Source organism: Euzebyales bacterium (genome assembly GCA_036374135.1).
GTDB lineage: Bacteria > Actinomycetota > Nitriliruptoria > Euzebyales > JAHELV01 > JAHELV01.
This window is the reverse complement of sequence record DASUUK010000045.1, coordinates 1-20,896: the sequence shown is the minus strand read 5'-3', so window position 1 is coordinate 20,896 and position 20,896 is coordinate 1. Positions and strand designations below refer to the sequence as shown.

The window sequence follows — 20,896 nt, the reverse complement described above, 5'->3', positions numbered from 1 at the left end:
GGAACGTACCGGACCCGCATGCAGGCGTCAGGTCGACCGACACGTCTGTACGTGGTGGGAGAAGGATTCGAACCTTCGAAGGCTGAGCCGCCTGATTTACAGTCAGGTCCCTTTGGCCACTCGGGCATCCCACCCAGGTGCGGGCAAGCCTAGGTCGTCACCACGGGCACGCGCAACCTGCCCGGGGAGGTCGTGTGAACGATGATCCGGCGCCGTCAGCGTCTGGGATCGGCGACGTCGGACCGCGCTCGTACGGTCTCGATGGCGAGTCGGGCCTGCAGGTCGCCAGCGTCGGCAGCGGTCAGATCGATCAGCCGGGGATCGCGCCCTCCGCGGGACCGTGCGATCTCGAGCCGGAGCGTCGCCAGCCCCCGACGGCGCTGGAACGGGGAGCTGGACAGGCGCACGCTCTGCAGCGCTCCCACGGGCGTGACGCTCAGCCGACGGACGAGCCAGCCGGATCGCGCCATGACCACATCGCCCTCGACCGCCCACCCGAGCGACCGGTACGACGCCAGCGCGACCAGCGTGCCCAGCACGGCGACAGCCGCACTCGCCACCAGGGCGGCACCAGCGCCTGCGAACGGCCACACGGCGGCGGTGAGCGCGACGGTGACGGTCGCCGCCCGCACGAGCCGGCGGCTGCGCGCGGCGATCGGCATGGGGTGCAGGTCGACCATCGTCATGTCGGTGTGGTCCCACGCCTCGTCGACGAGCCGGAGCGCCTGGCCCAGGCTGCCGATCGGCAGGAGGGTGCCCGTCACTCCCGCGTCGTCGCCCGCCCGTCCCGCGACCGTCATCCTCACGGCCGCAAGCCCGAACGCGCGGCGCAGGATGTTCTGCTCGACCGTGACCGTCTGCACGCGGGTGAGCGGCACGGTGTCCCGTCGTTCGTCGAGCAGGCCGCGGTGCAGGCGCAGCAGTCCACCGTCGCGGCGGACGGTGAAGTCCCAGTACGTGACGGCGGTCGCGGCCACCGACAGCACGAACGCCGCGACGATGCCGAGTGCGACGAAGACGAGTGCCGTGCGCAGGCCGTACCTCTGCGGTGCCGACAGCGCCGTCTCCGCGATCCGTTGGCCGTAGAACTGTTCGGCCAGGCCGATCAGCGCCGCCGCCACGCCGACACGTCCACCGGTGAGGCCGGCCAGCAGCAACCTCGCGGGCGGGCACTGCGCGATCACGGTGCCCGGTGGCGCCTCGTCGATGACCAGTGACGTGACCGGCCTGTCGCCCGCATCCGCCCGCTCGGTGCTGGTCGTCGCCTGTTCGGCCGGCTCCTGCCGCAACAGCGCCTGCTGGACGTCGCGGGCGAGATCGACGCTGAGCGCGTCGAGCTGCCCCTCCGTCTCGGACCCACCGATCGCCTCGACACGGAGGCCGACGACGCCGAACACGCGGTGTTGCACCTTGCGGACGGTCTGGACCGCCTGGATGCGCGCCAGTGGGATGACCCGGCGTGTCCGCTGCAACAGCCCGCGCTCGATGACGAGGTGCCCACGCTCGACCCGCCACGTGAACCGCAGCCAGCGCATCCAGGATCCGCCCAGCAGCAGGATGAGGAGCATGATGCCGAACACGACGTCCCCGGCGTCAGAGGCGATCCAGACGGCGGCCAGGGGAGCGAGCCCGCGGACGCTCCAGACCGCGATCACGCTGGGATGCAGCCGCCCGCCCAGCCGTGGACGTTCGTCCGCCGGGGCGATCGTCGGGTCGCCGTCAGGGTCGTGGTCGTCGTCCGCGGTGACCGACCACCCGCGGTCTGTCGTCCATCCGGCGTCCGGCGCGGCGTCCTCAGACATCGGGCGCCGACTGCCGCACGTGTGCGAGCCGCTCGCGCAGCGCCTCCGCCTCAGCGGATGCCAGGCCCGGCAGCTGTCCCGATGTTCCCGGCGCGGCGGTGTGCACGACCAGCTGTGACAGGCCGAACAGGCGGTCCAGCGGTCCCTGGATGGTGTCGACGAACTGCAGGCGGGCGTAGGGGATGACGCTCGTGCTCCGCCAGACCACGCCGCGTCGGATCCAGAGATCGTCGTCGCGCAGGGCGAACCGCCACCGCCGGTAGCGCAGCCAGGGAACGAGCACGGCGGTCGGCACGCCGGCCGTCAACACGATCAGCGGCGGCAGGCCGCCCCACCCGTCGCGCAGGATCAAGCCCGCCGCGGCCGCGCCGACCAGCACCACCAGCAGCGTGATCGCGCTCGTCGTCCACCACATCGCACGGACGCGCGGGTCGAGCGGGCGCATCGCCTCGACGGGTGTGGTCACGGCGTCGCGGGTAGGTTGCGGCGTCACATGGGGGCCTTCATACTGTCGTTCCATCCGCCCCCCTAGCTCAGTCGGCAGAGCGTCTCCATGGTAAGGAGAAGGTCAACGGTTCGATTCCGTTGGGGGGCTCGACTCGGCACGGCGCCCGCGGACGCGGGCATCGGGTGCGGGTCGCCCGGACGGGCAGCATTCCCCGGCGGCGTAGCTCAGAGGTAGAGCAAGCGGCTCATAATCGCTGTGTCGGTGGTTCGAGTCCACCCGCCGCTACGAGATCACACGGTGGCGACCGCGGTGGGTCGCGAAGGCGTATGATCCGTCTCCCGTCCGGGTCACACCACCAACTGCACCACGTTGAAGGGAACGCTGTCATGGCCAAGAGCAAGTTCGAGCGGACCAAGCCGCATGCGAACGTCGGCACCATCGGCCATATCGACCACGGCAAGACGACGCTGACCGCGGCCATCACGAACGTGCTGCACAAGCACAACCCGGACGTGTCGTTCACGCCCTTCGACCAGATCGACAAGGCGCCCGAGGAGAAGGAGCGCGGCATCACGATCTCGGTCGCCCACGTGGAGTACGAGACGGCGAACCGCCACTATGCGCACGTCGACTGCCCGGGCCACGCCGACTACGTCAAGAACATGATCACCGGCGCGGCGCAGATGGACGGCGCGATCCTGGTCGTGTCCGCCGCCGACGGCCCGATGCCCCAGACGCGTGAGCACGTGCTGCTCGCCCGCCAGGTCGGCGTGCCGTCGATCGTCGTGTTCCTGAACAAGGCCGACATGGTCGACGACGAGGAACTGCTCGAGCTCGTCGAGCTGGAGGTCCGCGAGCTGCTGAGCAGCTACGAGTTCCCCGGCGACGACATCCCGGTCATCACCGGCAGCGCTCTGGGCGCGCTGAACGGCGAGGAGCAGTGGGAGCAGTCGGTGCTCGACCTGATGGCTGCGGTCGACGAGTACATCCCGCAGCCCGAGCGCGACATCGACAAGCCCTACCTGATGCCGGTCGAGGACGTGTTCTCCATCACGGGCCGCGGCACCGTGGTGACCGGACGCGTCGAGCAGGGCATCGTCAAGGTCGGCGACTCGGTTGAGATCGTCGGCATCCGCGACACGACCAAGACCACGGTCACCGGTGTGGAGATGTTCCGCAAGCTGCTCGACGAGGGGCGCGCGGGCGACAACATCGGTGTGCTGCTGCGCGGCACCAAGAAGGACGAGGTCGAGCGTGGCCAGGTGCTGGCCCAGCCCGGGTCGATCACGCCGCACACCCACTTCGAGGCGCAGGTGTACGTCCTGTCCAAGGACGAGGGTGGCCGGCACACGCCGTTCTTCAACAACTACCGGCCGCAGTTCTACTTCCGCACCACCGACGTCACCGGTTCGGTCGATCTCCCCAGCGGGGTCGAGATGGTGATGCCCGGCGACAACACCGAGATGACGGTCGAGCTGATCCAGCCGATCGCGATGGAGGAGGGGCTGCGCTTCGCGATCCGCGAGGGCGGCCGGACCGTCGGCGCCGGCCGGGTCACGAAGATCCTGAAGTAGTTCGGTGATCGTCGGTCGGTGCTCCGGCTCCAGCAGGGACCCCGCGACGACGGCCGTCAACGGCGCTCCGCTCCAGCAGGGACCCCGCCCTCGCCTGGGGCTCGGGCACCCCGAGTCGCCTTCACGCCGCCGACGGCCGTCGTATGTGATGGACCCTCGGACCCTCTAGCCCGCGCGGATCGCGAAGTGCAGGCTAGAGGGTGTGGTCGGCGAGGGCGTGGAGTTGGGAGAGGTCGGCGGCCATCGGCCAGAGGCAGACCTCTTCGACGCCCGCGTCGGACAGTTCCCGTAGTGCCGTGTTGATGTCGTCCGGGGTGCGCAGCACGCTGGCGTGCACCCGGTCGACGAAGTCCGGACCGCCGAAGGCGTAGTAGGTGGACACGTTGTGCCGCACCTCGTCGTCGACCTCGTCGCCGAGCGCGAAGTAGCGGGCGCTGAGCAGGCGTGGTGCGGGGCGGCCGGCGCTGGCGGCGTGCCGACGGACGGTCTCGTACATCTGGGCGACGTGCGGCGCCGGAGCCGGCGGGGCGACGTAGGCATCGGCGCGCTCGCCTACGCGGCGCAGCGCCTTCGGACTGGATCCGCCGAGCACGATCGGCGGGCCGCCCTCCGTGAACGGCAGCGGCCCGATCGCGGTGTCGGCGCCCCCGATCGGTTCGCCCCGCCACGTTGCGGACAGCGCGTCGAGTTGCGCGTCGAACAGCGCGCCGCGTTCGTAGAAGTCGCGGCCCATCACGGCGTAGTCATCGGGTCGGCCGCCGACGCCCATGCCGAGGCGGAAGCGTCCCTCGGCGATGTGGTCGAGCGTCGCAGCCTGCTTGGCCAGCAGCGCGGCCTGCCGGACCGGGCCCACCATGACCGTCGACATGAGGTGGATCCGCTCGGTGACCGCGCCGGCCGCGGCGAAGGCGATCAGCTCCTCGTGGGTGTCGAACACGACCCGCCCGATGGTGCCGAGCACCGAGAAGCCCCGTTCGTCAGCTGCGCGCGCCCAGGTCACGAGCGCGCGTCCGCGCACGCTGGCCAGCGCGTTCGGGAGCCCGACTCCGACATCCATCAGTGATCCGATCGCGCGGCTGCCATCGTCGGTGACCGTAACGCATGCGCGAGCCCAGGACGCCCGGCGGACCGGGGCGGTGCCAACCGCCGTCCCGAACGGCGTACCGTGATCCCATCCGGCGCCGCCACGAGCTGACCGCCCGATGTGCGACCACGTGCCGGTGGGGTTAGGCTTGCGTCCCTGGCCGTCGTCGGCACATTCACGTCATCGCACCGCCGCCAGGTCCCGTCGAGAGAGAGCCATGCCCAAGAGCGACACGCGCCCGAAGATCACCCTTGCATGCACCGTGTGCAAGGAGCGCAACTACATCACATCGAAGAACCGTCACAACCAGCGCGAGCGGCTCGAGCTGCGAAAGTACTGCCCACGCTGCAACCAGCACCAGCCGCATCGCGAAACGCGGTGACGTCGAGGCACCGCAGCTCGCAACGTCGCAGCGCAGTTTCACCGACACGTCGCAGCATCGTCACCCCGCCGCCCATTCTGGGTCTTGGCGGGGTGTTGTCGACCCTGCACAATGATCGCAGCGTCCGGCATCATGATGCACGCTGTGGGCCGACTCGGCGGGCATGATCCGCAGCGGGTCCCGGCTCCACCATGTGCGCCTGAGAACGGACCACTGTCCGGGCGGGCGGCACCGTCCGACAACCAAACCAACTCAGCTCATGTAGGCACCAGGAGGATCTTTGGCTGAACGACTCGCCACGAACACGGAGATCCGCGCACGAGAGGTGCGCCTGATCGGACCGGAGGGCAAGCAGGTCGGCATTGTGCCGCTCAAGATCGCAATCGACGCGGCCAAGGCGCTCGACCTCGACCTCGTGGAGGTCGCGCCCAACGCCAGCCCACCGGTGGCGAAGGTCATGGACTACGGCAAGCACCTGTATGAACAGGAGCGCGCCGAGCGCGAGGCCCGCAAGCAGCAGCGCGGTGGTGGCCAGAAGGCGGTCCGGCTCCGCCCGAAGATCGACGACCACGACTTCGAGACCAAGGTGCGTCAGGCCCGCAAGTTCCTCGATGAGGGCCACTCCGTCCGGGTGCAGATCATGTTCCGTCGCCGCGAGCTGCGGCGACCGGAGATGGGCGTCCGTCTGCTCGACCGCTTCGCGGAGGAGCTGTCGGACATCGGTCAGGTCGAGACCCGGTCGCCGATGGAGGGGCGGTTCATCACGATGGTGCTGGGTCCGCGCGCCGCCCGCAGCTGACCCGGACCGTCGATGCCGTTGAACGCCGACCGGGTCGGCCATCGCTACGCGCCCTACCGCTACGAGGTCGGGCGCGAGCACGTGCGGTCGTACGCCGCCGTCACCGGCGTCACCGACGAGCGTTACCACGATGACGCCCCGGACCACGACATGTCCGGGCTGGCCGTGCCTCCCGCCTACGTCGCCTGCATCGCTGGCGCCCGGGCGTGGACGTTGGTGATGGAAGATCCCGGGCTCGGGGCGCATGCCCGGGTGATGCACGGCGGTCAGGAGTTGACGTTCGCAACGCCGGTGTGCGTCGGCGACGTGCTGGTCTGCACACCGACGATCGCTGATCTGCGCGCCATGCGGAACCTGGAGCTGCTGACGGTCGAGGTCGCGTGCGCCCGACCCGACGGCACTCCCGCCGTGACGAGTCGATCCCGGCTGGTGTTCGTCGGGGAGCAGGCCGATGGCTGATCCTGGCGCCGGTGGGTTGGCGATGGGCGACGCGCTGCCCGAGCGGACGGTGACACTCGACCAGGCCACGCTCATCCGTTATGCGGGCGTCAGCGGCGATCTCAACCCCCTGCACTGGGACCCCGCGTTCGCCGCGACGTTCAGCCCGACCGGCGGCGTGATCGCCCACGGGATGCTCGCGATGGGCCTGCTGTCGGCGCTGTTGACCGACTGGTTGGGGGACGCCGGCAGGGTGCGAAGCATGTCGTGCCAGTTCCGTGCGGCCTGCCCGGTCGGTGCCACCGTGACGTTGGGCGGCGAGGTCACGGGCGTGGACGAGGCCGAGGACACCGCGACCGTCGCGATCTGGGCGCGACTCGACGACGGCGCGAAGGTGATCGACCGGCGGACGTCGCGCGCGGTGGTGCTACGGTGAGGCCGCCGCCGGGGTGACGTCGGTCGGGGCGCGCCGCCGCTCTGCGGCGATCCCACACTGCGCTACGGTCGCCCAGTGGCCGGTTGTCAGGGCCGCAGGGCGATGGCTAGACTTGCCGGACAGCGCTGCCGGCCCGAGTTCCGGATTCCGGAGCGTTCTTTGATGCCCGTGCCCGCGGTACATCGGGGTGGTGGGCGTCGCTCAGGGGCGTAGCTCAACTGGCAGAGCGTCGGTCTCCAAAACCGAAGGTCGGGGGTTCGAGTCCCTCCGCCCCTGCCAGACGCACCGCCGGAGACCCGCGTGGCCCGACCGGCGTAGCCGGAGAACGGACACGAGGACAGACATGCAATCCAAGAGTGCCGACACGAAAGGCGAGCACCGCCGTATGGACGCGTCGCCGCCGCCACCGCGTCGCGAGCGCACCTCCGTCGCGCAGTTCCTGCGCGAGGTGCGGCTCGAGCTGCGCAGAGTCAACTGGCCGTCGCGTCGTGAGGTGGCGTCCTACAGCCTCGTTGTGCTCGTCGCTGTGACGCTGCTCACGGTGTTCGTGGCGATCCTCGATCAGTTGTTCGGCCAGTTCGTGCTTCAGGTGTTCGGATGAGTGACACTCCACAGACCGACAGCGACGTCTTCGACCCCGACCCTGGTGTCGCCGACGACGTCGACGCGGGTGGCCACGACGCCGTGTCCGACGCGCGGGCCGAGGCCGAGGCGGACGCCCCGGTGGACTACAGCGAGGCATCCGAGGATCAGGACGCCCGCGTGGCCGAGGCGATGGCCGAGGCGACCGAGTCCCCGGAGTCGCATGCGGCCGCGGACCCCACCTTCGAGTCCCCGACCGAGGAGCCGGAGCTGACGGCGTCGCCCGTCGTCGACGAGGTCTACAGCGGCGGCAGCGTGCCGTCGCCCCCCGGACCCGACGGGGTCGACGACGCCCTCGCCGACGTGTCTGACGAGCCGGCGGAGGACATCGAGGTCGCCGACGCCGACGACTTCGACGACCTGCTGTCGGTAGCGGGCGCGGACACCGTCGACCAGGCCACCGGCGCCGATCTACGGGCCGACGCCGCGACCGACGAGTCGGACGCCGAGGCCGCCGACGCGGCGGTGACGACGGACGACGCCGCGGGGGCCGACCCCACCGCCGATGGCGCTGGCGAGCCAGCCGCTGACGGCGAGGCCGTCAACGGCTCGGCGCCCACCGTCCCGTCCCGCGCCGACTTCCGTCGGCTGCCCGGCGACTACTACGTCGTGCACACGTACTCGGGCTACGAGCAGCGGGTGAAGGCGAACCTGGAGAACCGGATCACCTCCATGAACATGGAGGACCAGATCTTCGAGGTGATCATCCCGACCGAGGACGCGGTCGAGATCAAGGGCGGCAAGAAGCAGAACGTCAAGCGCAAGGTGTTCCCGGGCTACGTGCTCGTCCGCATGGACCTCGACGACGACTCCTGGTACGTCGTGCGCAACACGCCCGCCGTGACCGGGTTCGTCGGTCCGCCGGGTGCACGGCCCGTGCCGCTGTCGTACCGGGAGGTCGAGGCGATCCTGGCGGAGCCCGAGGAGGGCGAGACCAGCGTCGTCACCAAGGTCGACTACGAGATCAGCGAGAACATCCGGGTGACGTCGGGGCCGTTCGCCGACTTCACCGGCACGATCAGCGAGATCAACGCCGACGCGAGCAAGCTGAAGGTGCTGGTCTCGATCTTCGGTCGCGAAACCCCGGTCGAGCTCGGGTTCGACCAGGTCGCCAAGCTGTAGGTCGACGCGCCGCGTCCGCGCCACACAACCCGTCACACCCGCACGTTGTCCGCCACCGCGGATCCAGGCCCGTGCGTGGGGTCGATCAAGGAAGCGAACATTCATGGCAAAGAAGATGCTGGCCAAGCTGAAGCTGCAGATCCCTGCGGGGCAGGCCACCCCCGCGCCGCCGGTCGGGAACAACCTCGGCCAGCACGGCGTGAACATCATGGAGTTCTGCAAGGCGTTCAACGAGCGCACCCAGTCGCAGGCCGGTGACGTCGTGCCGGTCGAGATCACGGTCTTCGAGGACCGCTCGTTCACGTTTGTCACCAAGACGCCGCCGGCGGCGAGCCTGCTGCTGAAGGCGGCACGGGTCGAGAAGGGGTCCGGCGAGCCGAACCGCGTGAAGGTCGGCACCGTGTCCCGTGACGCCGTCCGCGACATCGCCGAGCGGAAGATGACCGACCTGAACGCGATCGACATCGACGGCGCGATGAAGATCATCGAAGGGACGGCGCGGTCGATGGGACTGCGCGTCGAGTGACGTCCGCTTGATCCGCACCAACGACGTGGGAGGCCGCGCAGGCCGCATGCACCACGCTAGGAAGTGGCAATGGCACGTGGAAGGAAGTACCGCGAGGCGGCCGCGAAGATCGAACCCGACCGCTTGTACAGCCCGACCGCCGCGATGCGGCTGGTCAAGGAGACGGCGACGACGTCGTTCGACTCGACCATCGACGTCGCGGTCCGGCTGGGCATCGATCCCCGCAAGGCCGATCAGATGGTCCGCGGCTCGGTGAGCCTGCCGCACGGCACCGGAAGCACCGTGCGCGTCGCGGTGTTCGCCGAGGGCGCACAGGCCACCGCCGCCGAGGAGGCGGGTGCGGACATCGTCGGCAGCGAGACGATCATCGAGATGATCGAGGCCGGCAACCTCGAGTTCGACGCCGTGATCGCCACGCCGGATCAGATGGGCAAGATCGGGCGGTACGGCAAGGTGCTCGGCCCCCGGGGTCTGATGCCGAACCCCAAGTCCGGCACCGTGACGACCGATGTCGGCACCGTGGTCCGTGAGGTCAAGGCCGGCAAGATCGAGTACCGCAATGATCGGCAGGGCAACGTGCACCTTGTCGTCGGCAAGGGGTCCTTCGAGCCGCGTGAGCTGGTGGACAACTACGCCGCCGTGCTCGAGGAGCTGGTCCGTCAGCGCCCCGCCGCCGCAAAGGGCCGCTACCTGCGGTCGATCACCGTGTCGGCCACGCAGGGCCCGCCGATCGCGATCGATCCGGCGCGCACGCGCAACCTGTGGGAAGAGGACGCGCCCGTCGGGTAGCCCGGCACCGAGCCCATCCGGACGAGCCCGCGGTCCTGTGATCGCGGGCTCGTCGCGATTTCGGCGTGCCCGGACACGTCGCCGGATCGCGACGTGTTCATGACATCCACGTACCGTCCGCCAGGGCATTTGCGCGCTCTCCGCACGATGTCTACCGTGGCCCCGGCAGGGGTTGCGCTGTGGCGGTGAGTGCGTCGCAGCATTGGTGGGACGCAGGGTGCGGGAATGATCCGAACAGTGGCGCACCACGTGCTGCACACGCGGGTGATGCAGGACGCGGTCAGTGAGATCTGGTTCGCTCACCACGAGGAGCGGACGTCCCAGCAGGGCATCGTGCGCGTGCTCGACGTCGATGTCGCGGGCGGTGCGGCCATCGAGGCCTGTCTGCGGGATGTGCGTGCCGCCGCGACGCTGCGGCACCGCAACGTCGTGAGCGTGCTCGGGGTCGGCGACCGCGACACACCGTACGTGCTCAGCCGGTACGTGCCGTTCGAACCGCTCACCGCGCAGCTCGGCACGCGCTGGACGCTCGACGAGACCATCGACCTGGCACGCCCGCTCGCCGACGTGCTCGACACTGGTGCGGCCGCCGGCCTGGCACACGGCGCCGTGCATCCGCGGACCGTCTGGCTCGACCGGCGCGCGGGCAGGATCGAGCGCCGCCCGCTGCTGGCGGGCTTCGGGCTGCACCACCTGCTCGCCGACGTCGCCGGTTCGGGCCGGCTCACCGAGCCGCTCGACGATTTCCTCTATGTCGCCCCCGAACTGCTGCGTGGCGCGGCGCCCACGAATCGCAGCGATCAGTACGCGCTGGCTGCCGCCGTGCACCACGCGTTGACCGGTCGGCCGCTGTTCGAGCGGCAGACGCTGTCGGCGCTGTTCGGCGCACACCTGTTCGCGCAGCCGTCCGGCGTCGAGCGCGTCGGCGCCGACGCGTCGGCATCGCTCGACGAGATCATGGCCCGCGCGCTGGCCAAGGATCCCGACCAGCGGTTCGACCACTGCGGCGACTTCGTGGATGCCCTGGTCGCATGGCAGCGGGCGGCCTCCGGCCAGTCGCCGTCGGACGCCGCCGTCGCCGCCGTGCCCGCCACGGTGTCGCCGACGCCGCCGCCCGACGACATCGACCGGCGGTCCCGGCGTGAGCTGCCCGTCCGGCCGCTGATCGCAACAGCCGCGGTGGCCGGCGTGATCGTGCTCGCGCTGCTGGCTGTGACCTTCGGGCGCGGGCCGATGGTGGACGGGCGGGGCGCAGCGTCGGTGGCGACCCGCTCGGCCGCGTCGCGGCCGGAGCCCGTCCCCCGGGATCCAGCGGTGCGCTGGCGCGTGCGGATCGACGGCGCCCGGCCGACCGCCATGCACGTGACCTCTGCCGGTCTGTTGATCGACATCGACGACCACACCCTGGTCGTCGACCCTGACACCGGCCAGGTCCGTGGCGACCTCGAGTCGGGCGGCGGCGGCGTCGTGGCCGACGGCGACCGGTACGTCACTGGTGACGACGGCAACCTGCGCGCGGTCGACGTCGCCGACGGCACGGTCCGCTGGCAGATCCCGATCGCGACGGCGTCCACACCGACCGCGGTCGACGACACCGTGTACGGGATCAGCGACGCCGACGTGCCACAGTTGATCGCCATGGATGCCCAGTCGGGCGAGCGGCTCTGGGTGTTTCCGGAGGACGAGGTGGCGTTCCCCGCCGAGACGGCCGTCGAACCGGCCGACGACTTCGTCTACCTCGCCGATGACGAGGCGGTCTACGGCATCCTGCCGGTCGGCGCGATCGCCGGCGAGGACACCGAGATGATCACGGCGAGCGAACCGGCGACCGAGCCGTTGTGCCTGTGGCGTCACGAGGTCGACGAGAAGATGTGGACGTCCTCGCTGCGGGCGGTCGACCGGGGCGTGGCCGTCGCCAACCGCTCGGGCACGGTCTGCCTGCGCGCGCACGTCGACGGCGAGCGGCTGTGGTGCGTGCCCGTCGAAGGTGTCGCAGACTCGCGACCGACCCTGTACGAAGCCGGTGACCGCATCGTCGTCGTGACCCGTGACGCCATCACCGCGCTCGACTCGCGCACCGGCGCGCAGGCCTGGCGGCAAGCGGGCCCGTGGCGCCGGACCGTGCGTGGCGGCGACCGTCTCGTCGCCGTGCAGGCGGACGGACGCCTGGCGACCGTGTCGCTGTGGTCCGGGGCGCTGCGCCGCCCGGTCGACGCCAAGGTCGGTAAGGGCGCGCTGCTCGCCGTCGATGGCGACGCGCTCTACGCCGGACGGCGCAACGGCACGGTGCTCAGCATCGACCTTACCGGTTGAGTGCGGCGGCGGGTGGCCGCGGCGTCCTCACCGGTCGACGTCGTGTCGTCGCTGTCCGTCCGGTGTGCCGGCCGAAGGCGGTCAGACGGCACGGTCGTCGCCCACTGCCGCCAGCGCTCGCATTGCGATCTCCAGTTCCTCGTTGGTGGGGACGACCAGCACGCTCACCGAGCTGTCGGGGCGACTGATGATCGTCTCCGAGGCGGCGTTGGCGTCGGCGTCGAGCCCGACGCCCAGCACGCCGAGCCCGTCGCACACGGCCGCGCGGACCCGCGGCGAGTGCTCACCGATGCCGGCGGTGAAGACCAGGGTGTCGAGGCCGCCGAGCGCCACCGTGTAGGCGCCGACGTATCCGCGCACCCGGTAGCAGAACAGGTCGAACGCCAGTTGCGCGCTCGCGTCGCCATCGGCGGCGCGCTCCTCGACGACGCGCATGTCGTTGTCACCGCACAGTCCCCGCAGACCGCTGGCGTTGTTGAGCGCATCCTCGATCTCGTCGGGCGACAGCCCGGCGCTGCGGCCGACGTGGAAGACGATCGCCGGATCGATGTCGCCACTGCGTGTGCCCATCACCAGGCCTTCGAGCGGGCTGAGCCCCATCGACGTGTCAATGCTGCGGCCGCCGCGGACCGCGGTCATGCTGGCGCCGTTGCCGAGGTGGGCGGTGATCAACCGCAGGTCGGTGGGGGACCGGTCCAGCAGGTCCGCCGCTCGACGCGCGACGAAGGCGTGGCTGGTGCCGTGCATCCCGTAGCGACGGACTCCGTGCTCGCTGTACCACGGTTCGGGCACCGCGTAGCGGTGGGCCACCGGCGGCAGCGTGGAATGGAACGCCGTGTCGAACACCGCGACCTGGGGAACGTCCGGCCACTGCCGGCGGGCGACCTCGATGCCCGTCAGGTTCGCGGGATTGTGCAGGGGAGCCAGCACCGACAGCTCGTCGATCGCGTGCATGACGTCCTCGTCGATGACGGTGGGGTCACTGAAGCGGTCACCGCCGTGCACGACACGGTGTCCCACCGCCGCGAGGCTGCCGGCGAGGCCGTCATCGCGCAGTACGGCGACGACCGCGGCGAGCCCGGCGTCGTGGTCGCCGATCGCCGCCTTGTCGCGGCGCTCGTGCGTGTCGCCGCCCTCGTGCCGCACATGGGTGTGCAGCGCGTCGCCGGCGCCGATGCGCTCGACCTGTCCGCCGGCCAGCACGGCGTCCGCGGCCACGTCGATCAGCTGGTACTTGATCGACGAGCTGCCGCTGTTGATCACGAGCACGACGCTCATCTAACCCTCCTCGCCCTGCGTCTGGGCCTGCACCGCCGTGATCGCGACGGTGTTGACGATGTCGGCGACCGTGCAGCCGCGTGACAGGTCGTTGACGGGTTTGTTGAGACCCTGCAGGACCGGCCCGATCGCCGTCGCTTTCGCTGATCGCTGGACCGCCTTGTAGGTGTTGTTGCCGGTGTTGAGGTCCGGGAAGATGAACACGGTCGCGTGGCCCGCGACCTCGCTGCCCGGCAGCTTGGACGCGGCCACCGAGGGATCGACGGACGCGTCGTACTGGATCGGGCCGTCGATCTTGAGCTCCGGCCGGCGTTCGCGTGCCATCCGGGTCGCGTCGCGCACCCGGTCGACGTCCTCACCGGACCCCGATTCGCCGGTCGAGTACGACAGCATCGCCACGAGCGGCTCGACGCCGAAGGTGGCCGCGGTGTCCGCGGAGGCGACCGCGATGTCGGCCAACTGCGCAGCCGTCGGGTTGGGGTTCACGGCACAGTCGCCGTACACGAGCACACGGTCGGGCAGCAGCATGAAGAAGACGCTGGAGACGACGTCGACGTCCGGACGGGTGCGGATGAACTCGAACGCCGGACGGATCGTGTGGCCGGTGGTGTGGGCGGCACCCGACACCATGCCGTCCACATCGCCGGCCTCGACCATCATCGTCCCGAAGTAGCTGACGTCGACGATCGTGTCGTTCGCCTGCTCCTCGGTGATGCCCTTGTGACGGCGCGCCTCGTGGTACCGGCGGGCGTAGTCGGCGCGCTGCTCGGCCGTCGTCGGATCGATGACGGGGATGTCGCCCAGGTCGATGCCGAGGTTGTCGGCGCGGGTGTGCACCTCGTCGGGGTCGCCCAGCAGCACGAGGTCGACGACGTCGCGCCGGCGGAGAAGTTCGCTGGCGTGCAGGATGCGGTCGTCGGTGCCCTCGGGCAGCACGATTCGCTTGCGCTCCGACCGCGCCCGCTCGATCAGGTCGTACTCGAACATCAGCGGCGTCACCCGGTCCGAGCGGGTCAGTTCGATGCGGTCGGCGAGCGCGGGCACGTCGACGTGGCGCTCGAACAGCCCGAGTGCGGTCGCACACTTGCGATCGTTCGACGCCCGGATCACACCGCGGACCGTGGCCACGTTGGACGCCGTCCTGTAGGTGTCGGTGTCGACCGGCAGCGCGGGCAGGGTGCTGGCCCCGAGCAGCGCCGAGATCTGCGGTGCCGGTTCGAGCCCTCCGGTCAGGACCAGTCCGGCGACCGTGGGCAGCAGTGTCGTGGCCCGGGTCGCGAGCGCGCCGAGGATGACGTCGGCGCGGTCCCCGGAGGCGATCACCAGTGACCCCTCCTCCAGGTGATCGAGGAAGTTCGGGACGCTCATCGCCGCGACCTTCAGCGCGGAGACCTCCTGCTCGGCGTCCAGCTCGCGGCCGTGGAGCTCGCTGCTGCCCAGCGCGTCGGCGATCTCGGCGATGGTGGGCATGCCCAGCCGGGGGTCGTCGGGGATGACCCACAACGGGGCGTCCTGGTCGTCGGCATCGTTCTCCAGCGCCCGACGCACCGCGTCGAGGTGCGCAGGGTCGACACGGTTGACGATGGTGGCCGCCACGACGGCGCCGTCGTCAGCCAGCGACTCTTCCGCCACCCGCACCGCCGCGACGATGTCCTCGACGGACCGGTCGGAACCGTTGACCAGGGTCAGGACCGGTGCGCCCAGGTGGTTCGCGACGGCGATGTTGAACTCGAACTCGAATGCGGCCGTGACGCTGCTGAAGTCGGTTCCGTCGGCCAGCACGAAGCTGCATTCGCGCTCGACGCTCTTGTAGGTCCGGAGGATGTGCTTGAACACCTCCTCACGCGCGCCACGTGCGAGCAGGGTCTCGACCTCACCGGCCGAGTACGCGGCCATCTGGGTCGGCTCGAGCGACAGGTCGTACCGTCCGCGCATCAGCGCGATGCGCTGGTCGGTCTCCGCGGTGTCGGGCACCACGGGACGGAAGTAGCCGACATCCTCGGTGCGGCTCGACAGCATCTCCATCAGACCGAGCGCGACCAGCGACTTGCCGCTGTCGGGCTCGAGCGACGCCAGATACAGGCTCGTGGCCATGGTGGTCCTCCCGTGCAGTTGTCCGACGCCGGCCCGCACCATCCTCATGCCCGCGTGCCCGCATCGGAACCGTGCTCGCACGAGAGACAGAGCGGGGCGGCCGCACCGCGTGGCGGGTGCGCCGGTCACAGCGGGGCGCTACACTCGCCCGCTGTAGCCGCAGACCGCTCGGTTTCGCCACGGCGACGAAGAGGCCCTCCCGGGCCGGCCAGCGCAGGCGACGCGACGCGCACCGCGCTCTCGTGCCTCCTGATGTCTGCGGGGGGCACGTTTTTTCATTTGCCGACCCAGCCGAGGAGCGCGTGTCATGCCACGACCTGACAAGGTCGCCGTCGTCGACGAGGTGTCCCGACGCCTGTCCGAGTCGACCGCGACGGTGCTGACCGAGTACCGCGGCCTGTCGGTCGACGAGTTGGCCGAGTTACGGGCCAAGCTGCGCGAGACCGACGCCAGCTACCGCGTGGTCAAGAACACGCTGACCCGACTGGCCGCGCAGGACGCGGGGGTCGACATCCCCCACGACGTCCTGATCGGACCGACCGCCGTCACCTTCTGCGCCGGGGACCCGGTGGCGGCCGCCAAGGTGCTGCGGGCGTTCTCGAAGCAGCATCCCGAGCTCGTCATCAAGGGCGGGGTGCTGGACGGGCGGGTGCTGGACGCGGCGGAGACCACCAGGCTCTCCGAGCTCGAGTCGCGCGAAGAACTTCTGGCCAGGCTGGCCGGCATGATGCAGTCGATCGTCGCGCAGCCCGCGCGCCTGGCACAGGCGAACCTGTCCAAGTTCGCCCGCCTGCTGGCCGCCCTGCAGGACAAGAAGGCCTCGGGTCCGCAGGATGTCGCCGCGGCGGTCGAGGTCGAGGCCGCCGAAGCCGACGATGACGCGCCCGCCGACGCCGAGGCATCCGAGGCCTAGCCCCGGCACCCCGCCCGTTCCCCCGATCGTCAGACCACCCCAGGAGCACACCATGGCAAAGCTGTCCACCACCGATCTGCTCGACGCGTTCAAGGAGATGACGCTGCTCGAGCTGTCGGACTTCGTCAAGCAGTTCGAGGAGGAGTTCGACGTCACGGCCGCCGCGCCGGTCGCCGTCGCCGCTCCCGGTGCCGCCGGCGGCGGCGAGGAGGAGGCCGCAGCGGAGGAGCAGACCGCGTTCGACGTCGTGCTGACCGCTGCGGGCGACAAGAAGATCCAGGTCATCAAGGAGGTCCGCTCGCTGACCAGCCTGGGCCTGAAGGAGGCCAAGGAGCTGGTCGACAGCGCTCCGAAGCCCGTGCTCGAGGGTGTCGAGCGGGAGCAGGCCGATGCCGCCAAGGAGGCGCTCGAGGGCGTCGGGGCGTCGGTCGAGGTCAAGTAGCCTCGCGGTCCACGGTGCCGCCGGCCGTCCGGCGGCGGCACACGGTCGCCATCGTTGACGTGCGCGTCATCTGATGGCAGTCTTGGGGCTCCACCAATCGGGGCCCACAGCGCGGAGTGCTGCGTGTCGGCCGACATAATCACATCATCCGCAGTATCTGACAGCAGGGTAGCCGCGAGCTACACTGCTTGTTCGCGCCTCTTTTTCGCGACCCCTTGTTCGGGGAGCAGCGGGTTGCGCCTGGCTCGGTAGCGCCTCACGGACCTTCCCGTGCGGCGTCCATTCACGTTGTTGCAAGGAGCACGCCTTGACGACCACCGATCTGCTCGAAGGCCCAGCCACGCTCACCAATGGGCACTTTGAAACAGGACGGCTGTCGTTCGCGAAGCTCAAGGAGCCCCTGCCGGTCGACCGGCTCGACCTGGTGGCGATCCAGAGCTCCTCGTTCGAGTGGCTGCGCGACCACGGTCTGCAGGAGATCTTCAACGAGATCTCACCCATCGAGGACTTCACCGGTCAGATGGCCCTGTCGTTCTCGGACCACCGGTTCGAGACCCCCAAGTACTCGGTCGACGAGTGCAAGGAGAAGGACCTCACCTACGCGGCGCCGCTGTTCGTGACCGCCGAGTTCGTGAACCGCTCCACGGGTGAGATCAAGTCGCAGACGGTCTTCATGGGTGACTTCCCGATGATGACCGAGGGCGGCACCTTCATCATCAACGGCACCGAGCGGGTCGTCGTCAGCCAGCTCGTGCGCTCGCCGGGCGTCTACTTTGACACGGCGATCGACAAGGGCACCGGCCGCGACGTCTTCGGTTGCAAGGTGATCCCCTCGCGCGGCGCCTGGCTGGAGTTCGAGGTCGACAAGCGCGGCTACGTGGGCGTGCGCGTGGACCGCAAGCGCAAGCAGCAGGTCACCGTGCTGTTCCGGGCGTTGCGCGGCATCGTGTTCAATGGCGAGACCGGCGAGTACGAACTCGCGCCGCGTGACGTCCTCGACGAGCCCGTGCCGGACGAGGAGATCCGCGAGTGGTTCGCCGGCTCGGAGCTGATCGAGCACACGTTGGAGCGCGACAACGTGTCGACGCCGAGCGAGGCGCTGCAGGACATCTACCGCAAGCTGCGTCCGGGCGAGCCGCCGACCGCTGAGTCGGCGGGCGCGCTGCTCATCAACCTGTTCTTCAACACCAAGCGCTACGACCTCGCGAAGGTCGGACGCTACAAGGTCAACAAGAAGATCGGTGAGGAACAGGTCCGCCTGGGCCTCGTCGAGATGGATGACGCGAAGGCGCTGGCTGACATCGAGGCGCCGCCGCAGCTGGAGGCTGCCGCCAAGGAGGCGCTCGACCGCCGCTCCGTGGCGTTCGTCGTGGGCGAGGCGCGCCCGCCGGCGTTCGGCACGACGCTGACCAAGGAGGACGTGCTCGCCACGATGTCGTACCTGGTGCGCCTGGCCGATGGTCACGACGGCTACGACACCGACGACATCGACCACTTCGGCAACCGGCGCCTGCGCAGTGTCGGCGAGCTGATCCAGAACCAGGTCCGCATCGGGTTGTCGCGCATGGAGCGCGTGGTCCGTGAGCGCATGACCACGCAGGATGTCGAGGCGATCACGCCGCAGACCTTGATCAACATCCGTCCTGTCGTGGCGGCGATCAAGGAGTTCTTCGGCGCCAGCCAGCTGTCGCAGTTCATGGACCAGACCAACCCGCTGAGCGGGCTGAGGCACAAGCGGCGGCTGTCAGCGCTGGGCCCGGGTGGGTTGTCGCGTGAGCGCGCCGGCTTTGAGGTCCGCGACGTGCACACGTCGCACTACGGGCGCATGTGCCCGATCGAGACGCCTGAGGGTCCGAACATCGGCCTAATCGGGTCGCTCGCGACCTACGCGCGGATCAACGAGTTCGGGTTCGTGGAGACGCCGTACAGGCGTGTGGTCGACGGGGTCGTCACCGACCGGATCGACTATCTGACGGCTGACGAGGAGGACCGCCAGATCATCGCGCAGGCCAACGCGCCGCTGGGTGATGACGGGGCGTTCACGGGCGAGCGCGTGCTGTGCCGGGCCAAGGACAACGACGTCCGTGAGGTGCCGCCGTCCGACGTCACCTACATGGACGTCTCGCCCCGCCAGATCGTGTCGGTCACGGCCGCGATGATCCCGTTCCTCGAGCACGACGACGCCAACCGCGCGCTGATGGGCACCAACATGCAGGCGCAGGCGGTGCCGTTGCTGACCAGCCGGGCGCCGTACGTCGGCACCGGACTGGAGGCCAAGACCGCCCGCGACGCCGGCGACGTGGTCGTCGCCGAGACCAACGGGATCGTGGTCGAGGTGGCCGCGGACAGGATCATCATCAAGTCGCTCGACGACGACCGGCTCGAGAAGCACTTCCTGCGCAAGTTCGAGCGCACCAACCAGGGCACCTGCTACAACCAGCGCCCGATCGTCGAGGAGGGCGACGAGGTGATGGCCGGGCAGGTCATCGCCGACGGTCCCTGCACGGACACGGGTGAGATGGCGCTCGGCGCGAACCTGCTGGTCGCGTTCATGTCCTGGGAGGGCTTCAACTTCGAGGACGCGATCATCCTGTCCGAACGCCTCGTCAAGGACGACGTGCTGACGTCGATCCACATCGAGGAGCACGAGGTCGACGCCCGCGACACCAAGCTGGGCGCCGAGGAGATCACCCGCGACATCCCCAACGTGGGTGAGGAGGTCCTGGCCAACCTCGACGAGCGCGGGATCATCCGCATCGGCGCCGAGGTGAACCCCGGCGACGTGCTGGTCGGCAAGGTCACCCCGAAGGGCGAGACCGAGCTGACCCCCGAAGAGCGCCTGCTGCGGGCGATCTTCGGCGAGAAGGCGCGCGAGGTCCGTGACACGTCGCTCAAGGTCCCCCACGGCGAGACCGGGCGCGTGATCGGCGTGCGCACGTTCTCGCGCGACGCCGGTGACGAGATGCCTCCGGGCGTCAACGAACTGGTGCGCGTGTACGTGGCGCAGAAGCGCAAGATCTCCGACGGGGACAAGCTCGCGGGCCGCCACGGCAACAAGGGCGTGATCGCCAAGATCCTGCCCGTCGAGGACATGCCGTTCCTGGCCGACGGGACACCGGTCGACATCGTGCTCAACCCGCTCGGCGTTCCGAGCCGCATGAACGTCGGGCAGGTGCTCGAGACCCACCTGGGGTGGGTCGCGTCCCGCGGCTGGCAGTTCGACGAGAAGCCGGAGTGGTTCGACGAGGTCGGCTGGGACGACGAGCTGATGGACTCGCCCGGCGACCAGCGGATGGCCACGCCCGTCTTCGACGGCGCGCGCGAAGCCGAGCTGACGTCGCTGCTGGAGAACGCGCGGCCGAACCGGGACGGCGACAAGCTGATCGACGAGTCCGGCAAGGCCCAGGTGTTCGACGGCCGCACCGGCGAGCCGATCGACGCGCGCATCGCCGTCGGGTACATGTACGTGCTCAAGCTGCTGCACCTGGTCGATGACAAGATCCACGCGCGTTCGACCGGGCCGTACTCGATGATCACCCAGCAACCGCTTGGTGGAAAGGCGCAGTTCGGCGGCCAGCGCTTCGGTGAGATGGAGGTCTGGGCGCTCGAGGCCTACGGCGCGTCGTACGCGCTGCAGGAGCTGCTGACCGTCAAGTCCGACGACGTGCTGGGCCGCGTGAAGGTCTACGAGGCCATCGTCAAGGGCGAGAACATCCCCGAGCCCGGCATCCCCGAGTCGTTCAAGGTGCTGGTCAAGGAGATGCAGTCGCTGTGCCTCAACGTCGAGGTGCTGTCGGCCGAGGGCAGCCAGATC

18 protein-coding genes and 4 tRNA genes are annotated in these 20,896 nt (G+C 69.8%); 16 read left to right on the top strand and 6 right to left on the bottom strand.

Going from position 1 to position 20,896, the window contains the following annotated elements:
• Nucleotides 1–52 precede the first annotated feature (52 nt).
• The 3 genes from VFZ70_07835 to VFZ70_07825 all read right to left on the bottom strand — a co-directional run bounded on the left by VFZ70_07835 (nt 53) and on the right by VFZ70_07825 (nt 2,322).
• Nucleotides 53–134: transfer RNA gene (locus VFZ70_07835), tRNA-Tyr, on the bottom strand.
• An 81-nt stretch (nt 135–215) separates the two neighbouring features.
• Nucleotides 216–1,802, bottom strand: a complete 1,587-nt coding sequence (locus VFZ70_07830; protein ID HEX6255707.1) for a PH domain-containing protein — start codon at nt 1,800–1,802, stop codon at nt 216–218.
• On the bottom strand, nt 1,795–2,322 hold the full coding sequence (locus tag VFZ70_07825) for a PH domain-containing protein (GenBank protein ID HEX6255706.1): 528 nt from the start codon (nt 2,320–2,322) through the stop codon (nt 1,795–1,797). Before VFZ70_07825 ends, VFZ70_07830 begins: the two co-directional genes overlap by 8 nt.
• 2 nt (nt 2,323–2,324) lie before the next feature.
• Here VFZ70_07825 and VFZ70_07820 point away from each other — a divergent pair.
• From VFZ70_07820 to tuf, 3 genes are all read left to right on the top strand, one after another.
• Nucleotides 2,325–2,397: transfer RNA gene (locus VFZ70_07820), tRNA-Thr, on the top strand.
• A 66-nt stretch (nt 2,398–2,463) separates the two neighbouring features.
• A tRNA-Met gene (locus VFZ70_07815) sits at nt 2,464–2,535 on the top strand.
• 101 nt (nt 2,536–2,636) lie between these two features.
• Entirely contained in the window at nt 2,637–3,824 is a 1,188-nt protein-coding gene (gene tuf / locus VFZ70_07810) for an elongation factor Tu (protein HEX6255705.1), read from the top strand.
• A 193-nt stretch (nt 3,825–4,017) separates the two neighbouring features.
• On the opposite strand, the gene VFZ70_07805 is transcribed toward tuf, so the two are convergent.
• Nucleotides 4,018–4,881, bottom strand: coding sequence for an LLM class flavin-dependent oxidoreductase (locus VFZ70_07805; protein ID HEX6255704.1), 864 nt, complete (start codon nt 4,879–4,881; stop codon nt 4,018–4,020).
• Between the two features lie 244 nt (nt 4,882–5,125).
• On the opposite strand from VFZ70_07805, the gene rpmG reads away from it, so the two are divergent.
• The 10 genes from rpmG to VFZ70_07755 all read left to right on the top strand — a co-directional run bounded on the left by rpmG (nt 5,126) and on the right by VFZ70_07755 (nt 12,355).
• Entirely contained in the window at nt 5,126–5,290 is a 165-nt protein-coding gene (gene rpmG / locus VFZ70_07800; GenBank protein ID HEX6255703.1) for a 50S ribosomal protein L33, read from the top strand.
• A gap of 280 nt (nt 5,291–5,570) precedes the next feature.
• Nucleotides 5,571–6,089, top strand: a complete 519-nt coding sequence (gene infC / locus VFZ70_07795; GenBank protein HEX6255702.1) for a translation initiation factor IF-3 — start codon at nt 5,571–5,573, stop codon at nt 6,087–6,089.
• Nucleotides 6,090–6,101: 12 nt separating this feature from the next.
• On the top strand, nt 6,102–6,548 hold the full coding sequence (locus VFZ70_07790) for a MaoC family dehydratase N-terminal domain-containing protein (protein HEX6255701.1): 447 nt from the start codon (nt 6,102–6,104) through the stop codon (nt 6,546–6,548).
• Entirely contained in the window at nt 6,541–6,963 is a 423-nt protein-coding gene (locus tag VFZ70_07785) for a MaoC/PaaZ C-terminal domain-containing protein (protein HEX6255700.1), read from the top strand. The genes VFZ70_07790 and VFZ70_07785 overlap by 8 nt, the downstream gene beginning before the upstream one ends.
• A gap of 203 nt (nt 6,964–7,166) precedes the next feature.
• Nucleotides 7,167–7,242: transfer RNA gene (locus tag VFZ70_07780), tRNA-Trp, on the top strand.
• 64 nt (nt 7,243–7,306) lie between these two features.
• Entirely contained in the window at nt 7,307–7,564 is a 258-nt protein-coding gene (gene secE, locus VFZ70_07775; protein HEX6255699.1) for a preprotein translocase subunit SecE, read from the top strand.
• A 629-nt stretch (nt 7,565–8,193) separates the two neighbouring features.
• Complete coding sequence (gene nusG, locus VFZ70_07770) at nt 8,194–8,727, top strand: transcription termination/antitermination protein NusG (protein ID HEX6255698.1); 534 nt, start codon at nt 8,194–8,196, stop codon at nt 8,725–8,727.
• 103 nt (nt 8,728–8,830) lie between these two features.
• Complete coding sequence (rplK, locus tag VFZ70_07765) at nt 8,831–9,253, top strand: 50S ribosomal protein L11 (protein HEX6255697.1); 423 nt, start codon at nt 8,831–8,833, stop codon at nt 9,251–9,253.
• A gap of 69 nt (nt 9,254–9,322) precedes the next feature.
• Entirely contained in the window at nt 9,323–10,042 is a 720-nt protein-coding gene (gene rplA, locus VFZ70_07760; GenBank protein ID HEX6255696.1) for a 50S ribosomal protein L1, read from the top strand.
• 225 nt (nt 10,043–10,267) lie between these two features.
• On the top strand, nt 10,268–12,355 hold the full coding sequence (locus tag VFZ70_07755; GenBank protein ID HEX6255695.1) for a PQQ-binding-like beta-propeller repeat protein: 2,088 nt from the start codon (nt 10,268–10,270) through the stop codon (nt 12,353–12,355).
• Nucleotides 12,356–12,436: 81 nt separating this feature from the next.
• Here VFZ70_07755 and VFZ70_07750 read toward each other — a convergent pair whose 3' ends face one another.
• Together VFZ70_07750 and pta are read right to left on the bottom strand one after the other, a co-directional pair.
• The gene (locus VFZ70_07750; GenBank protein HEX6255694.1) at nt 12,437–13,633 is read right to left on the bottom strand and encodes an acetate kinase; all 1,197 of its coding nucleotides are present in this window, start codon (nt 13,631–13,633) and stop codon (nt 12,437–12,439) included.
• Nucleotides 13,634–15,727 carry a phosphate acetyltransferase gene (pta, locus tag VFZ70_07745; GenBank protein HEX6255693.1) on the bottom strand — a complete coding sequence of 698 codons (2,094 nt, stop codon included), beginning with the start codon at nt 15,725–15,727 and terminating at the stop codon, nt 13,634–13,636.
• Between the two features lie 307 nt (nt 15,728–16,034).
• Between pta and rplJ the strand changes: the two genes are divergently transcribed.
• The 3 genes from rplJ to VFZ70_07730 all read left to right on the top strand — a co-directional run.
• Nucleotides 16,035–16,640: a 50S ribosomal protein L10 gene (rplJ, locus tag VFZ70_07740; protein ID HEX6255692.1), complete on the top strand. Its 606-nt coding sequence runs from the start codon at nt 16,035–16,037 to the stop codon at nt 16,638–16,640.
• Nucleotides 16,641–16,692: 52 nt separating this feature from the next.
• Nucleotides 16,693–17,082, top strand: a complete 390-nt coding sequence (rplL, locus tag VFZ70_07735) for a 50S ribosomal protein L7/L12 (GenBank protein HEX6255691.1) — start codon at nt 16,693–16,695, stop codon at nt 17,080–17,082.
• Nucleotides 17,083–17,389: 307 nt separating this feature from the next.
• On the top strand, nt 17,390–20,896 hold a 3,507-nt coding region (locus VFZ70_07730; protein HEX6255690.1), incomplete at its 3' end, for a DNA-directed RNA polymerase subunit beta.

Coding starts and splice junctions, on each gene's coding strand:
- VFZ70_07790 (HEX6255701.1), top strand. CDS start 6,102: ATGCCGTTGAACGCCGACCGGGTCGGCCATCGCTACGCGCCCTACCGC.
- rplJ (HEX6255692.1), top strand. CDS start 16,035: ATGCCACGACCTGACAAGGTCGCCGTCGTCGACGAGGTGTCCCGACGC.
- pta (HEX6255693.1), bottom strand. CDS start 15,727: ATGGCCACGAGCCTGTATCTGGCGTCGCTCGAGCCCGACAGCGGCAAG.
- VFZ70_07830 (HEX6255707.1), bottom strand. CDS start 1,802: ATGTCTGAGGACGCCGCGCCGGACGCCGGATGGACGACAGACCGCGGG.
- VFZ70_07755 (HEX6255695.1), top strand. CDS start 10,268: ATGATCCGAACAGTGGCGCACCACGTGCTGCACACGCGGGTGATGCAG.
- rplL (HEX6255691.1), top strand. CDS start 16,693: ATGGCAAAGCTGTCCACCACCGATCTGCTCGACGCGTTCAAGGAGATG.
- VFZ70_07750 (HEX6255694.1), bottom strand. CDS start 13,633: ATGAGCGTCGTGCTCGTGATCAACAGCGGCAGCTCGTCGATCAAGTAC.
- rpmG (HEX6255703.1), top strand. CDS start 5,126: ATGCCCAAGAGCGACACGCGCCCGAAGATCACCCTTGCATGCACCGTG.
- rplA (HEX6255696.1), top strand. CDS start 9,323: ATGGCACGTGGAAGGAAGTACCGCGAGGCGGCCGCGAAGATCGAACCC.
- VFZ70_07825 (HEX6255706.1), bottom strand. CDS start 2,322: ATGGAACGACAGTATGAAGGCCCCCATGTGACGCCGCAACCTACCCGC.
- VFZ70_07785 (HEX6255700.1), top strand. CDS start 6,541: ATGGCTGATCCTGGCGCCGGTGGGTTGGCGATGGGCGACGCGCTGCCC.
- rplK (HEX6255697.1), top strand. CDS start 8,831: ATGGCAAAGAAGATGCTGGCCAAGCTGAAGCTGCAGATCCCTGCGGGG.
- secE (HEX6255699.1), top strand. CDS start 7,307: ATGCAATCCAAGAGTGCCGACACGAAAGGCGAGCACCGCCGTATGGAC.
- VFZ70_07805 (HEX6255704.1), bottom strand. CDS start 4,881: ATGGATGTCGGAGTCGGGCTCCCGAACGCGCTGGCCAGCGTGCGCGGA.
- tuf (HEX6255705.1), top strand. CDS start 2,637: ATGGCCAAGAGCAAGTTCGAGCGGACCAAGCCGCATGCGAACGTCGGC.